At 53.7% G+C, this 14,449-nt stretch carries 13 protein-coding genes; 9 read left to right on the plus strand and 4 right to left on the minus strand.

What is annotated here, in order from left to right; genetic code table 11:
* Positions 1–47: 47 nt before the first annotated feature.
* The 3 genes from ACZA91_RS13725 to ACZA91_RS13735 all read right to left on the minus strand — a co-directional run bounded on the left by ACZA91_RS13725 (position 48) and on the right by ACZA91_RS13735 (position 1,606).
* On the minus strand, positions 48–530 hold the full coding sequence (locus ACZA91_RS13725) for a glutathione peroxidase (protein WP_099532507.1): 483 nt from the start codon (positions 528–530) through the stop codon (positions 48–50).
* Between the two features lie 88 nt (positions 531–618).
* Entirely contained in the window at positions 619–1,074 is a 456-nt protein-coding gene (locus ACZA91_RS13730) for a peroxiredoxin (RefSeq protein WP_463182778.1), read from the minus strand.
* A gap of 118 nt (positions 1,075–1,192) precedes the next feature.
* Positions 1,193–1,606 carry a slr1601 family putative cell division protein gene (locus ACZA91_RS13735; RefSeq protein ID WP_143472955.1) on the minus strand — a complete coding sequence of 138 codons (414 nt, stop codon included), beginning with the start codon at positions 1,604–1,606 and terminating at the stop codon, positions 1,193–1,195.
* Between the two features lie 1,653 nt (positions 1,607–3,259).
* On the opposite strand from ACZA91_RS13735, the gene psbM reads away from it, so the two are divergent.
* The 6 genes from psbM (at position 3,260) to alaS (ending at position 11,147) form a co-directional block, all read left to right on the plus strand.
* A complete protein-coding gene (psbM, locus tag ACZA91_RS13740) occupies positions 3,260–3,373 on the plus strand; it encodes a photosystem II reaction center protein PsbM (protein WP_099532510.1) in 114 nt (37 codons plus the stop codon).
* Between the two features lie 172 nt (positions 3,374–3,545).
* Entirely contained in the window at positions 3,546–3,929 is a 384-nt protein-coding gene (locus tag ACZA91_RS13745; protein ID WP_463182781.1) for a hypothetical protein, read from the plus strand.
* 71 nt (positions 3,930–4,000) lie between these two features.
* Entirely contained in the window at positions 4,001–5,146 is a 1,146-nt protein-coding gene (locus tag ACZA91_RS13750) for a pyridoxal-phosphate-dependent aminotransferase family protein (protein WP_099532512.1), read from the plus strand.
* A gap of 156 nt (positions 5,147–5,302) precedes the next feature.
* A complete protein-coding gene (locus ACZA91_RS13755) occupies positions 5,303–7,426 on the plus strand; it encodes an alpha/beta fold hydrolase (protein WP_463182783.1) in 2,124 nt (707 codons plus the stop codon).
* Positions 7,427–7,490: 64 nt separating this feature from the next.
* Positions 7,491–8,444, plus strand: coding sequence for a glycosyltransferase family protein (locus ACZA91_RS13760; protein ID WP_463182786.1), 954 nt, complete (start codon positions 7,491–7,493; stop codon positions 8,442–8,444).
* Positions 8,445–8,510: 66 nt separating this feature from the next.
* Positions 8,511–11,147: an alanine--tRNA ligase gene (alaS, locus tag ACZA91_RS13765; protein WP_463182789.1), complete on the plus strand. Its 2,637-nt coding sequence runs from the start codon at positions 8,511–8,513 to the stop codon at positions 11,145–11,147.
* A 117-nt stretch (positions 11,148–11,264) separates the two neighbouring features.
* Here the strand turns inward: alaS and ACZA91_RS13770 are convergent, their stop codons facing one another.
* Complete coding sequence (locus ACZA91_RS13770) at positions 11,265–12,770, minus strand: calcium-binding protein (RefSeq protein ID WP_463182792.1); 1,506 nt, start codon at positions 12,768–12,770, stop codon at positions 11,265–11,267.
* A gap of 223 nt (positions 12,771–12,993) precedes the next feature.
* Here ACZA91_RS13770 and ACZA91_RS13775 point away from each other — a divergent pair, with 223 nt between their 5' ends.
* From ACZA91_RS13775 to ACZA91_RS13785, 3 genes are all read left to right on the plus strand, one after another.
* Positions 12,994–13,155, plus strand: a complete 162-nt coding sequence (locus tag ACZA91_RS13775) for a hypothetical protein (protein ID WP_463186486.1) — start codon at positions 12,994–12,996, stop codon at positions 13,153–13,155.
* A gap of 157 nt (positions 13,156–13,312) precedes the next feature.
* Complete coding sequence (locus tag ACZA91_RS13780) at positions 13,313–13,768, plus strand: hypothetical protein (RefSeq protein ID WP_099532516.1); 456 nt, start codon at positions 13,313–13,315, stop codon at positions 13,766–13,768.
* Positions 13,765–14,376: a PIN domain-containing protein gene (locus ACZA91_RS13785; RefSeq protein WP_199309181.1), complete on the plus strand. Its 612-nt coding sequence runs from the start codon at positions 13,765–13,767 to the stop codon at positions 14,374–14,376. The genes ACZA91_RS13780 and ACZA91_RS13785 overlap by 4 nt, the downstream gene beginning before the upstream one ends.
* Positions 14,377–14,449: the final 73 nt, after the last annotated feature.

Here is a 14,449-nt window from a genome sequence, read left to right on the forward strand (position 1 = left end):
ATCAAGCAATCACAAAGCTTGCATGAAGCACTCAATTCAGACCTGATTTAGGCAGCCAGGGCCTGCTCGATCGCGCCGATCAATTCAGCCGAATCCGGTGCGATGCGGCTGGGGAAACGACCCAGAATTTCGCCATTTTTACCAATCAGAAACTTTTCAAAGTTCCAGGCCACATCCCCAGTCGGCTCGGCTCCCGAGGTCAGGCGGGCATAGAGCGGGTGTTGCTCGGCTCCCTTGGCATGTACCTTGTCAAACAGCTCAAAAGTCACGCTGTAGCGCGTTGAGCAGAAGGTCTTAATTTGGTCATTGGTTCCGGGTTCTTGGGAACCAAAATCGTTGCAAGGAAAGGCCAAAATCCGCAGACCTTGGGCACTATATTTTTCATGTAAGGCCTGAAGGCCTTGATATTGCGGCGTGTAGCCACAATAGGAAGCCACGTTCACAATCAAAAGCACCTGCCCTTGATAGCTGCTGAGGGCACGGTCTTCGCCGTCAATGGTTTTGACTGAGAGATCGGTGATGGTTGCCATGATGAGTGTGCTTGTCGTGTCGCCGGTGATGGTTGTCTAGGATAGCGGTTTGGGATGGAAATGATCCCGGGGGTGACCCTTCGGGGGGCTAGCCCAACCCTTGCACAATTTTGAGCGCTTCGGTCACGTGGCCCTTGGCATTCAACAGATCGTTGAACTGGTGGCGCACAATGCCCGCTTTGTCGATGACGTAGGTAACCCGGCCCGGAACCACAAACAGCGTGTTTGGGACACCGTAGGCCTTGCGCAGGGCCCCATCGCGATCGCTCACGAGGGCGAAGGGCAGACTATATTTTTCCGCGAAGGTTTTGTGGGAATCCACGGAGTCGCTGCTCACGCCGATCACCGCTGCACCGGCCCCTTGAAAGGCTTCGTAGCTATCGCGGAAAGCACAGGCTTCGATCGTGCAACCGGGCGTGTCGTCTTTGGGGTAAAAGTAGAGCACGACGGGTTGCTTACCCAAAAACTGACTCAGGGTAATGGTTTCGCCCGTTTGAGCTGGCAGGGAAAAATCCGGCGCGCGATCGCCCACTTGAATAGCCATAGGAACCTAAGGAAATCATTGCGATTTGTGAACCATGGCTAATGCTACCGCAGGGCCCATGGCGGCTGGCCAATCGGCCCAAGGAAGCAGCGGACGGCGGAGCAATTTTCAGGATTGCCTAAGGGAGGCCGTCCCCTTCTTCAAAGTCGGGCTGACTGGGGCGATCGGGCTGCCACCGCACCGGCCGCTGATTGAGGGGCACGCGGCCCGTTTCCGCTTCAACGGTGGCTCGATTGCGTGCGGGGTCAAAGTTTTGGGTCATTTCTGATCGCAAGGTTTGCACTCGGGTTTCCACCAGGCGCACTTCCGCTTGCAATTGCCGTAATTCTGCCCGACGGGTGGCATAGAGCGGGATCCACTGCACCAGCGCCGCGATCGCAATGAGCGCCAACAGGCTGTTAACGGACAGCTTGAACAGGCTTTCCAGGGCGATCGACCGATAGGACGCAGACTTCGGCAGTTGCTTGGGACGCAACCTGGGTCGGCGTTGTACCGGTGGATCAGGACGGTGCTGGGGCTGGAAAGCGTTCATCAAAACCAGTGAGTGAGCGCAGTTAAGCAGAAATGGATAGTTGAGCTAGTGGGCTGCACCCTGATACACGATGTGATCCCCCAGCATGGTCTGGGTTTCAGGAAACCCAAATCCCCCAAGGTTCTAGCAATTTGCTTGTGATTCGGCAATGTGCTAGGGGCAGTAGGGAGGATTACCCCTCTCCGTAAAACTGGTGCAATGGGGGTGACTTTTTTAACGATGGCAGAACTGAAATTCGTGACCCTAAAAATCAGAGAAAATCAGCAGCAATCGATCGTTGAGTCTGGCGGCTGCCCATAGTTAGTTCATCCAGAATGGGGTATGAGATCCGGATGAATTTCTAACGACTCATAAATCAATGAATTGAGTAATCAAACAGACTAATTAGACCAGCTCATTAGCCAAACTATTAATCAATTCATTAAGCAATTCATTAATTGCCCTTGAATTGCATCACCCTTGAATGGCGCATGGTTTGCCTTGGAAGTAAGCTAGCCTACTGCAAGCCAATCTATTTTGAAGCCGATGCAAACCTATCTTGAAATCCTGAGTAACAGGCAATTGATCGGTTGAACGCGACATTTTCAGTAGCATTTTTGCATCAATGTCTCTAAATGCCTCTAGAGGACTGTTGAATCCTGTTGAGATTCCTGGCTCTTTGGCATCAATGCAATTGCAACGCAATTAAAGCAAGCGAAAGTCTATGATCCTTAAGCTTTTGGAGGTGTTGTCAATCCTGCGGAAGGACTTGATCAAGATGATGTTTGGTGCTGGGAAAATCTTTTGAGAATTTCTGAGAAAGGCTTTGGGGGCTAATTCTTTGGGGGCTAATTGAAGAATGATTCAGAGGATTCAGATCTTGAGTTTGGGCATGGTTAATCATGATCAGCAGCAACAGCAGTGTTAGTTCAGAAAATTTCACTCGAATTTAAGTGGGTGATTTTCTTGAACAAACGCTGTGAAATCCAAAAACTTTGACGGAGTAACTAACCCTAAGCTGACAGCTTTAAAACCATCGGCTGGGAGTTGAGACTTTGGGTCAGAGCCTTCAGGATGTTACCGCTAAAATGCCCAAACACGGCATGAAGAGAGCACCCGCAGGGGTTAAGTCTTGGTTAATGGCGGATTGTCCGCAACCACCCCGCCTAGTCCTAGCACGCGATCGCCCCCGAAGCAAGGCGATCGGGCTGAATAATGAGTGGTTCCGTGTTGGGCGGGGTTGGTGGGGTATTATTCGGTACTCGCGCAGCCGCCGATTTGTCAGCAATTTCTTGTTGATTTACTGCCGATTCGCAGTCGCCCAATCAGTGCTTGCTTCGTGTGCTTGCGAGAATGCCCCTGATTCGTGATCATCCCGCGATCGGGTCGAGCACCGTCAAGCGCCATCAATCACCATCAAGCGCCATTAATCACCATCAATCACCGCAAATTAGCCCGGTGTATCCTCAAAACCGTGCAGGAATGTGCCTGGGAAACCGCTGCCCGATCGCCCTGGGCCAATCCGGCCGACTTCCAGCCAATGGAGCGAGCAGCCTTTGGTAGACTGGACAGCATCTATCAACCCCAGCCATCAATTTGGCGGCTTGGGTCTCAGCTCCCTGCCCTAGCGCGGGGTCAACCAACACTTCAAAAGACACCTAGAGGCATCATTCCATGCAAGTTAATGATCTCGGCTTCATTGCCAGCATTCTGTTTGTGGCAATTCCTGCTGCCTTTTTGCTGATTCTTTACATCCAAACTGCCAGCCGCGAAAACAGCAAGGGCTAATTGGCCAAAGCTCGCTTGGGGCTAATCAACAGTTGAGTCGTGATCGTTTTCAACTCGCCAGTTCTGATCTGTTGCGATCGGGGGTGGCGCTGAGGCGGTGAGCAAGGAAAGTTTTTTAAAATCCGTTTGGGAGAGGGTCTGGCGCTGCCGGGCCCTTTCTTTATGGAGGTTGTTGGGTTGGTTGAGGGGCGGTTTGTGCGCGATCGGGATTGCCTGGGATTGCTGGTTGAGGGTCGATCGCCTGGTTGCGGAGTGGTTGGCGAGGGCGGTTTGTGCGCGATCGGTGGGCGGGACGGATGGGATGGGGATGGGATGGGGATGGGATGATGCCATGCTCGATCGAGCAAATCCGATCGAGCAAATCCGTAAGCAAAAGCTGACTTATTGGCGCTGTTCGATCGCAAGTTCCCACTCCGGCTCTACACTAATGGTCTCTCGGATGGTCTCTCGCGTGGATCCAACTTATTCACGACGTAGTGATGACACAGGCGACAAGGCAATGGCAACCGGGCGATCGCGTCCCCCAGCCGATCGCCCGGCGATGAACCGTGACTGATGAGCCGCGACCGGTCGGCAACCCGGCCAACTGAGTAACCACCCCTTTTTTGTAGCGAATCAATCCGGCTGATGGATAACAAATTGATGCTGATGATTCCGGGGCCCACCCCGGTTCCGGAACCCGTGCTGCTGGCCCAGGCCAAACACCCGATCGGTCACCGGAGCGGCGACTTTGGCAAGATTATGGCCGAAGTGACCGAAAACCTGAAATGGCTGCACCAAACCCAAAATGATGTGCTGATCTTGGCTTCGAGCGGCACGGGGGCCATGGAAGCCGGCATCATCAACTTCCTGAGCGCGGGCGATCGCGTGTTGGTGGGCACCAACGGTAAGTTTGGCGAACGCTGGGCCGAGGTGGCCGAGGCCTATGGGCTAACGGTGGAAACCCTGACGGCGGATTGGGGCAAACCTTTGGATCCCCAAGCCTTTGCCGATCGCCTGAGTGCCGACAGCGACAAGAGCATCAAGGCGGTGATTGTCACCCACAGCGAAACCTCCACGGGGGTGATCAACGACCTGCAAGCGATCAACGGCCATGTGAAGGCTCATGGTGCGCTGATGATGGTGGATGCGGTCACCAGCTTGGGCGCAACCAGCGTCCCGATCGATGAGTGGGGCCTGGACGTGGTGGCTTCCGGCTCCCAAAAGGGCTACATGATTCCGCCCGGTTTGGGCTTTGTGGCCGTCAGTCCCAAGGCTTGGGAAGCTTACAAAACCGCAACCCTGCCCAAGTACTACTTGGATTTGGGTAAATATCGCAAGGATGCCGCCAAAAACAGCACGCCCTTCACGCCCCCTGTGAACCTGTTCTACGCGCTGCAAGAGGCCTTGCGGTTGATGAAGAAAGAAGGGCTGGACAACATTTTTGCGCGTCATGCTCGGTTGCGGGCCGCGACCCGGGCGGCCGTGGCAGCCCTGAATTTGCCGCTCTATGCACCCGATGATTGCGCCAGCCCGGCGATCACGGCGGTGATGCCCCAGTCCGTGGATGCGGAACAGGTGCGATCGGTGATGCGCAAGAAGTACGACATCGCCTTGGCCGGTGGTCAGGATGCGCTGAAGGGCAAGATCTTCCGCATTGGTCACTTGGGCTTTGTGAGTGATCGGGACGTGCTGACGGCGATCGCCGCTCTGGAAGCCACTTTGATTGAGTTGGGGGCTGAGGTGACCTCCGGCGCTGGGGTGGCAGCAGCGGCCAAGCATCTGATCGGCTAATTCCAGCGGGTTAGTGCAATTCTGGATTGGGGTGTACGGCCGTACACCCCTACAGGATTCGCGCCCCCAACGAGAAAATTTCTAAACCAAATTTCTACAGTAGTAGCGCGGCTGCCTTAACTCATGGGGTCAACGTTGCGGAGTCAATACAAAAATATGACGACTTCAGGGGTGAGAACGCGGCGATCGCGCAATTGGCATCGGCGGTTGGGGATGTTGTTGGCCGCCTGTGCCACAACGATCACAACGTTGCCCATGCCTGCTCGATCGTTGGCCCAAGAGGCGGGTCAAACGATTCAGGCGATCGAACCGCTGCTGCAACCCAATGCTCCGGCTGCACCCCCGATCGCGCCAGATTCCAGCGGCCCTGACCTAAATTCCGCCCCCAATTCCACACCCAACTCCAGCGCTAACTCCAACTTCACGCCAACTTTCGAGCCGAACAATTGCCCCTTTACCCTGCCGCCGGAGTTTGCCCGGGAAACGGTGCGCTGCGGCATGGTGACCGTGCCCGAGCGGCACAGTAATCCCACCGGAAAAACCATTCGTCTGGGGGTGGCAATCCTAAAAAGCAAGAGTGCCAACCCGCAACCGGATCCGCTGGTAATGGCCCAAGGGGGGCCGGGTGGATCAATGTTGGAGTTGTTGCCGGCCTTTTTGCCCTCGTTGGCGGGAATGCGCGATCGGGACATTATTTTGTTCGATCAACGGGGCACACGCTATTCAGAACCCTTTTTGTTTTGCCAAGAAGTCTATGATTTCAAGGTGCAAAATGCGCGGTTCCCCGACTCACCGGCCCTGCGCGATCGCTATCAAGCGGCCGTGGCGGGCTGTCGCGATCGGCTCAAAAATTCCGGTGTGGATTTGGCAGCCTACAACAGCCTAGAAAGTGCGGCGGATGTGCCCTTGGTGGTGCAGGCGGCGGGCTACGGGGGGCAGTTCAATTTCTATGGGGTGTCCTACGGGACGATGTTGGCCCAGCACCTGATGCGCGATTTTCCCGATCGCCTGCGATCGGTGATTTTGGATTCCGTTGCGCCCCTGGATACCAGCTTCATTGTGCATTTACCGCGCAATACCGATCGGGCCCTGCGGCGGTTTTTTGAAGCTTGTCGGCGCGATCGCCTTTGTGGTTCCACCTACACCACCCTTGAGCAGGACTTTTTGGGAGCCGTGGCCAAGCTGCGTTCGCGCCCCCAGGTGATTCAGTTGCCCAACTATGGGGAGCTTCAGGATTTGTTGGAAGGCCGGCTCTCGATCGAGAATTTGGATCCAAATCGGCTGGCGGTTCCCGTGTTGTTGGATGGGGATGGGTTCATTTCTGCTGTCAGCACGGCGTTTTATTCCTCCGCCAGCATTCCCAAGTTGCCCCAGGCCCTGCGGGAAACTCGCCAAAACAGCTATGCGGGAATTTTGCGCGTGTTGCCGCTGTTGCTGTTTAGCAAAAGCCAGGCCGATGGGGTTTATAACTCCGTGATGTGTTCGGAAGATGGCGGATTTACCTTGGCGGAAGTGGATGCCAGCGGTGTATATCCGGAAATTGCCCCGGCCCTGCTCCAAGCGCCTGAGGAACTGTTGCGCACCTGTCAAACTTGGCAAGTGCCGGCCCTGGCTCCTAAGGCGAATCAACCGGTGCGCAGCTCTGTGCCCTCGTTGCTGTTGTCTGGGGAGTTGGATCAGGTCACGCCGCCGGAGTTTGCGGAACGGGTGGCCCGGGGGTTGGATCGCCACTATCGCTACGTGCTGCCGGGTCTGAGTCACGCGGTGTTCGGGAGTTCCGATTGCGTGAGCCAAATTATGGGAGGGTTTTTGCAAGCGCCCGATCGCGCCCCCAATGCGGCCTGTGTGTCGCAAATGCGGACGCAATTTGAAGTGCCCAAGACCCTGCGGTTCACGCCGGCCACAGCCAACAATCTCGGGATCAGTATGGTGATTCCAGCGGGTTGGCGCTTGAGTATGCAAGGGCTAGCTCCGGTTTGGAGCGAGGTGGATGGCAGCGGGTTTGCCACGGGGCGGGTGTTAGCAGTGTCGGTGGCCCAACAGTCCACGGCGGAAGTGTTGCGATCGCTCCCTTACCCCACCCGATCGCTTGGAGAACGACGCTATCGGAACCGGCGCTGGCAACTGTATACGATCGATAATCCATCCCTGGCCTCGATCGTTGCCCTGTACACGCGCCAGGGCAAAACCTACGTGGTGGCGATCGACAGCGATTCCCTTTGGCATCGGGATGCGGTTTTGGAAGGGGTGCTCAGTAATTTCCGAATTCAGTCCCGCTAGGTGGGGGCCGCTTTGGAAAATGGGAATCATCCCTTCACGGAGTTACGGCAGCCGCCCGGAGCCTATGGATACCCCTGTTGCTGATGCTTGGCAGTTACTCAATTGGCATGTCATTGACCCTAAAAATATTGGTGATTTGCTCGCGGCTCCGAGTCGTTATTTGACATTAGCCGCCGATCAACAGGCGATCGATCTGCGCCGCTTAGATCCAGAAACCCGCGACCAAACCCAAGCGGAATTATTATTCGGTGATCGCCCGATCGTGCATGTGGTGGGTGGAGGCGGCCTATTGTTCGATCGCTTTCAAAAGGCGATCCAAGCCCTGGTTCAGCAACGACAACAATCGCCCGATCGAAACAAACTAATTGCCTGGGGCCCCGGTCAGCAGATCTACGGCAAATTTACACCCCAACAAATTCAAAATTTTGACTATCGAACCTATCTGGATGGGTTTGATTTAGTGGGGTTGCGGGATGCCCATGTGGAGGATTTGGGCTTGGGTTACCATTGGCTGCCCTGTGCCAGTTGCCTGCATCCCGCCTTTGACCAACCGAGGCTGATTCGCCATGAGTTTGTGGTGTTTTCCCACAAAAAATTCCAGATTGATTTCCCCGATTTTCCCCGCATGACCAACGAGGAAACGGATTTTGAAACGGTTCTCAATTTCCTCGGATCCGGCGAAACCATTCTCACCAGTTCCTATCATGGAGCCTATTGGGGAACATTGTTGGGGCGGAGGGTTTTGGCCTTTCCGTTCACCAGCAAAACCCACACCCTGAAACATCAGCCGGGCATTTTCCCGATCGAGCGGTGGCGGCCCGCCGGTTGGCAACTGAAATTACTGGGAAAAACCTGGATCGATCGCCGTCGGTACGATCGATTCACCTGCGATGTGACGGGCTGGCAACGCTCTTTAAAACAATGCCGCACCTATCCCGAAAGTTTGCAGGAAACGCGCGATCGTAACCATTGGTTTTATCAACGAGTCCTGGAGTTAACCAGCGCCGCCCCGACTTGAGTTAAACTCATAGACTGGTTTTCGCAACTATTTCCCGTCCCCGATCGCCCTGCTTACCCCCGCCCTATGCCGTCGCCAGCCCCCCTCAGCGGTTCCCAAATTCGCGAAAAATTCCTGGCTTTCTTCGAGGCCCAGGCCCATAAGCGCCTGCCCAGCGCCTCCCTGGTTCCGGAAGATCCGACGGTGTTGCTGACGATCGCCGGGATGTTGCCCTTCAAGCCGATCTTTTTGGGTCAGCAAGCGCCCGCCACACCCCGCGCCACGACTTCCCAAAAATGCATCCGCACCAACGACATTGAAAACGTGGGCCGCACCAAGCGCCACCACACTTTCTTTGAAATGTTGGGCAACTTTAGCTTCGGGGACTATTTCAAAAAAGAGGCGATCACCTGGGCTTGGAAACTCTCCACCGATCCCGAAGTAGGCTTTGGCTTAGACCCCAAAAACATCGCCGTTAGTGTGTTTGAAAGCGACGACGAAGCCTTTGCCATCTGGCGCGATCAAGTCGGTGTGCCCGAACATCGGATTAAGCGGATGGGCGAGGCTGATAACTTTTGGGTCTCTGGCCCTACCGGCCCTTGCGGCCCTTGTTCGGAACTCTATTACGACTTTTTTCCTGACCAAGCAGGCGAAGTTGACCTAGAAGATGATGAGCGGTTCATCGAGTTTTATAACTTGGTGTTCATGCAATATAACCGCGATGCAGACGGCAATCTCACGCCCCTGCAAAACCAAAATATCGACACCGGAATGGGCCTGGAGCGGATGGCCCAAATCCTGCAAAAAGTGCCGAACAACTATGAAACGGATCTGATTTTCCCGATCATCAAAACGGCCGCCGATATTGCCCAGGTGGACTACGCCAAAGCCGACGAAAAAACCAAGGTTTCCCTAAAAGTCATTGGCGATCACGTGCGCGCTGTGGTGCATTTGATTGCTGATGGAGTGACGGCTTCTAACCTCGGTCGGGGCTACATTTTGCGGCGGTTGATTCGGCGAGTGGTGCGCCATGGCCGCCTGATTGGCATTACCGGTGAATTCACCACGCAAGTAGCAGAAACGGCGATCGCCCTGTCAGAAGCGATTTATCCGAACGTGCGCGATCGCGCCGACTACATCAAATCGGAATTGCAACGGGAAGAAGCCCAATTCCTGAAAACCCTAGAACGGGGCGAAAAGCTGCTGGCAGAAATTCTGGCGAAAAATCCCCAGCAAATTTCGGGAGCCGATGCCTTTGTCCTGTATGACACCTTTGGTTTCCCGCTGGAATTGACCCAGGAAATTGCTGAAGAACAGGGCATTTCCGTGGATGTGGATGGGTTTGAAGTGGAGATGGAAAAGCAGCGGGAACGGGCCCGCGCCGCCCACGAAACAATCGATTTAACCGTTCAGGGTTCGATTGATGCCCTGGCTGAGAAAGTCCAAAAAACTGAATTTTTGGGCTACCAAAACAGCGCCAGCACCGCCCAAGTGGAAGCACTGTTGGTGGCGGGCAAAGTGGTAGAAACTGCCAGCGCCGGAGATGAGGTGCAAATTCTGCTCGATCGCACTCCTTTCTATGCGGAATCGGGTGGCCAAATTGGCGATCGGGGCTATTTCAGCGGCGATGATTTGCTGGTGCGAATCACCGATGTCAAAAAGGAATCGGACTTTTTTGTGCATTTCGGGCGAGTCGATCGCGGCATCCTGAAAGCCGGTCAAACGGTGTCGGCAACGATCGACCAAGCCTGTCGCCGTCGGGCCCAAGCCAACCACAGCGCCACCCACCTGCTGCAAGCGGCCCTGAAGGCCCTGATCGATCCCAGCATTTCCCAAGCCGGTTCGCTGGTGGACTTCGATCGGCTGCGGTTTGACTTCAACTGCCCCCGCCCCCTAACCGCCGATGAGGTGGCCCAGGTGGAAAGCCAAGTGAACACCTGGATTGCGGAAGCCCACGGCGCAGTGGTGGCAGAAATGCCGATCGCCGATGCCAAGGCCAAGGGCGCAACGGCCATGTTCGGTGAGAAATATGGCGACGTGGTGCGCGTGGTGGACTTCCCCGGCGTGTCCATGGAGTTGTGCGGCGGCACTCACGTCAGCAACACGGCGGAAATCGGCGCATTCAAGATTATTTCCGAAGCGGGCGTGGCATCTGGCATCCGACGGATTGAGGCGGTGTCGGGCCCGGCAATTTTGGACTATTTGAACCTGCGCGATCGGGTGGTGCGCGACCTGAGCGATCGGTTCAAGGTCAAGCCCGAGGAAGTGCTCGATCGGGTCAGTACCCTGCAAGAGGAGCTGAAAACCAGCCAAAAGCAACTGGATGCCCTGAAAGCGGAACTGGCGATCGCCAAGTCCGACAGTTTGGCTAGCCAGGCCGAGGCGATCGGTGACTTCCGCATTTTGGTAGCGCGGTTGGATGGAGTCGATGCGGCTTCCCTGACCACGGCGGGCGATCGGCTGGCCCAAAAGCTGGGCGACGGCGCAGCGGTGGTGCTGGCTTCGGCTACCGATGACGGCAAAGTGAGCCTGGTGGCAGCATTTGGCAAAGCGACGATCGCCAAGGGCCTGCAAGCGGGCAAATTCATCGGGGCGATCGCCAAACTCTGCGGCGGCGGCGGCGGCGGCAAACCCAACCTGGCCCAAGCGGGCGGCCGCGATGCCAGCAAACTGGACGAGGCGATCGCCGCCGCGAAAACCCAATTGCAAGGGTCGATCGGGTAGCTTGCCCACAACTTGCTTCAAAACTCGCTAAAAAACAGATGCCGATTGCCCATGGATCAGCATCTGTTTATTCATCAGCTAAAAGTACGGATCAGAAGAGATCCTTTGAGTGGTTTTCTACAGGGTCAAGATAGGACTGTTTTCAGGGATGACTACCAGTGATTCCTGAACGCGGCCCGGCGTATTGTTCAATACCCGCGCGAGGAAGTTTCCGCTCAATGTGCGGATTGTGGTGTCTGACCCGGAAGCTTCGATTGCCAAATCCCGAATCGTGAAATTGCCAGTAATGAGGATTACGTCATCTAACGAGGAGAAGTCACTAATCACATCTGCCAGGTCACGGGTCGGATTGGGTTCTACGGAACTGCGGATGATAAAAGCATCTGGGCCAATTCCCCCTGTCAAAGTGTCAGTGCCAAAATCTCCAATGAGGATATCGGCCCCTTCACCACCCAATAGGATGTCGTTACCCTGTCCGCCGCGAACGTAATCGTTGCCATCTCCGCCGCTAACGAAGTCGTTGCCGATGTTCCCATTAATGTAGTCAGTACCGGCCCCTCCTTCGAGAATATCGTTATCACGTCCTCCCAAAAGATTGTCGTCACCGGCTTCGCCCCGTAGGGAGTCATCGCCCTGATTACCGTAGATCACGTCGTTTGCTGCCGAGCCAATGACAGTATCGTTGCCATCCAGGGCACGAGTTCCATTGGGGAAATTCGCGAGGACACCTCCTGCGGGGATGTTGTAGAGATTGCTCAGATTACCGTTGGGAACATCAAAGAAACGATTGCCGGGTGTCTCTGCCTGCCGGATGTTTGCTCCTACGGTTTGAACCACACGGAGGTAGACCTCAGGAATGACACCATTTCCCAGAGCTGAGGCATTGGGGTTCTGTGGCGTTGGAGTAGGAATCGGCGTTGGAGTAGGAATCGGCGTTGGAGTAGGAATCGGCGTTGGAGTAGGAATCGGCGTTGGAGTAGGAATCGGCGTTGGAGTAGGAATCGGCGTTGGAGTAGGAATCGGCGTTGGAGTAGGAATCGGTGTTGGAGTAGGAATCGGCGTTGGAGTATACGTTATCTGAGCAAAGAACCCAAAAGATCCGCCGTTATCTTCATAGTTTCCAGGTGTTCCTCTGAAAAATGCACCGTCAGGAATACCGAAGTAGAGACGTGTGGCTCCCGGAGGTGCAATAAACGATTGCTGATCACCTGTTCCGTTGCCAGTGAGCCCATCGCCAACGAAAAAGACTTGACCAAGCTGGGGGTTGAGAGAACTGAAACTGGTGCCCTGGTTAAAATCTTGCAAAATGCTGGGAGAGGCTGAGGAAGCTCCCTCGCTTAAGAAAACCCCCGTTAGTCCAATTGGGCCTTTGTATCCACTCAGTCCATTAATGGGAGACAGGTCACTACTGGCAAACCCTTCAGCAGTAAAGCTTTCACCTGGTGAGTTGTTGACACGCCCACCTGGCGGAAAAATCGATACTCGGTCATTGGGCCTGACCTGGATGAATGGCGGAAGATTTGCAGATGTCAGTGATGGCGGCCGGACAGAGCCTAATGGAAAACCCGCTAGGAAAATTGAGTCTTTCCCGGACACATTTACGCCGATAGGCCAAGGACTCATAAGCCTTACTTACCTCATTTGGAGAAAATTTTCAGGAAGCATAAATACAATCTTTTTAAGATCGCATTGAGTAGAGTACTCTTAGTGTAGAATATATTACACCAAAAAAGACGTCAAGTGATCTTGTTTCTTGATATGGTCTTTACCTACAACGATTGGTATGTCACATCACAGACGTCATGAAGCAGTTATTGTCTGAGAACTGCCCACTCTGTGGGCTACTGTGCTTAATAAGCGAGTAAAGGCTATAAGTGAAAAATTATCCGACAGTGAAGATGGTAATAGCGGTAAACCCAACCTAGCCCAAGCGGGCGGCCGCGATGCCAGCAAACTGGACGAGGCGATCGCCGCTGCAAAAACCCAACTGCAAGGAGCGATCGGGTAACGCGATCGCAATTTGCCTAAAAACTCGTTAACCAGCAGATGCTGATCGCTCCTAGGTCGGCATCTGTACTTTTATGCTGACTCAATGGGATCAGCGATACTGGAGCTAGGCACTTCTGGTCAGAATTGTGCTTGGACTATTAACTGGAACTCCTTAAATGCAAGCAGATTTAGTTGTGCGCGGTGCAGATGGGCGTTTGGTGCTGATGGTTGAAGTCAAACGCTACCGCCAAAAATCGCCTAGTTGGGTTGCTCAGTTTCGCCAGAACCTGTTAGCCCATGGCGATCAGCCCAACGTGCCTTATTTCCTATTTGCATTCTTAGATCATTTTTATCTTTGGTGTGATGCAGAGTCTATCCCATCGCTCCGAGAACCTGATTACATCATCAACGCAGAGTCAATTCTTCAGCCCTACTTTGATCGTGCCAATATTTCTAAAGATCAAGTCGCTGGGCAAAGCCTGGTCTTAATTGTTTCCACTTGGTTAGCTACACTAATCTATGCCAATCCAGAGCCGAGTGACTTGGATGAGTCTCAAAGCTGGATTCTGGAATCGGGGCTATACTCAGCTATTCAAGGAGGAAAAATTGAGCATGAGGTTCTGGTTGCATGATCAGTGTCTATGTTGAGACTAACTTTTTTCTAGAGTTGGTTTTTCAGCAGGAAGAATATGAATCTTGTGAAGTAATTCTGGCGCTATGTCAATCACATCAACTGAAGTTGATCGTACCTGCTTACTCATTAGTTGAACCCAATGACAAGCTGTATCGACAAGCTCAAAAGCGTAAAAAGCTTCAAGAAGAGCTTAATCAAGAGTTGAGTCAGCTACGAAGGTCAGAAGCTCATCGAACTCGTATTCAGAATCTACAAGATACTGCCAGCTTAATCATTGCGAGTACTCAAGAGGAACAATCAAGGTTTTTGCTTTATCGGAATCAGTTGCTTGACGCAGCCGAGATCATCACTCTTTCTCAGAAAATTTTGAATCATGCGACTATTTGCGAGTCTGAATATGGCTTAAGTGCCCAAGACTCAGTTGTGTATGCTTCGGTTATCCATCATTTGGAAGAGAAGAAGCCGCAGGAAGCTTGTTTTCTGAATCGAAATTCTAAGGACTTTGATCGCCCTGATATTGTGGAGTCCCTACAAAATTTGAACTGCCGAATGATTCCTAGATTTGATCATGGTCTTCAGTTTATAAATTCACAACTATCAGATTAGAGCTTTACTCTTGGTCGAGAAATTCAACTGAGACACGTTAAAGTCTTGAGTCATAATCAAATAAGGCGATCGC

Source organism: Limnothrix sp. CMB-01 (assembly GCF_055193175.1).

Coding starts and splice junctions, on each gene's coding strand:
- ACZA91_RS13725 (WP_099532507.1), bottom strand. CDS start 530: ATGGCAACCATCACCGATCTCTCAGTCAAAACCATTGACGGCGAAGAC.
- ACZA91_RS13730 (WP_463182778.1), bottom strand. CDS start 1,074: ATGGCTATTCAAGTGGGCGATCGCGCGCCGGATTTTTCCCTGCCAGCT.
- ACZA91_RS13735 (WP_143472955.1), bottom strand. CDS start 1,606: ATGAACGCTTTCCAGCCCCAGCACCGTCCTGATCCACCGGTACAACGC.
- psbM (WP_099532510.1), top strand. CDS start 3,260: ATGCAAGTTAATGATCTCGGCTTCATTGCCAGCATTCTGTTTGTGGCA.
- ACZA91_RS13750 (WP_099532512.1), top strand. CDS start 4,001: ATGGATAACAAATTGATGCTGATGATTCCGGGGCCCACCCCGGTTCCG.
- ACZA91_RS13755 (WP_463182783.1), top strand. CDS start 5,303: ATGACGACTTCAGGGGTGAGAACGCGGCGATCGCGCAATTGGCATCGG.
- ACZA91_RS13760 (WP_463182786.1), top strand. CDS start 7,491: ATGGATACCCCTGTTGCTGATGCTTGGCAGTTACTCAATTGGCATGTC.
- alaS (WP_463182789.1), top strand. CDS start 8,511: ATGCCGTCGCCAGCCCCCCTCAGCGGTTCCCAAATTCGCGAAAAATTC.
- ACZA91_RS13770 (WP_463182792.1), bottom strand. CDS start 12,770: ATGAGTCCTTGGCCTATCGGCGTAAATGTGTCCGGGAAAGACTCAATT.
- ACZA91_RS13780 (WP_099532516.1), top strand. CDS start 13,313: ATGCAAGCAGATTTAGTTGTGCGCGGTGCAGATGGGCGTTTGGTGCTG.
- ACZA91_RS13785 (WP_199309181.1), top strand. CDS start 13,765: ATGATCAGTGTCTATGTTGAGACTAACTTTTTTCTAGAGTTGGTTTTT.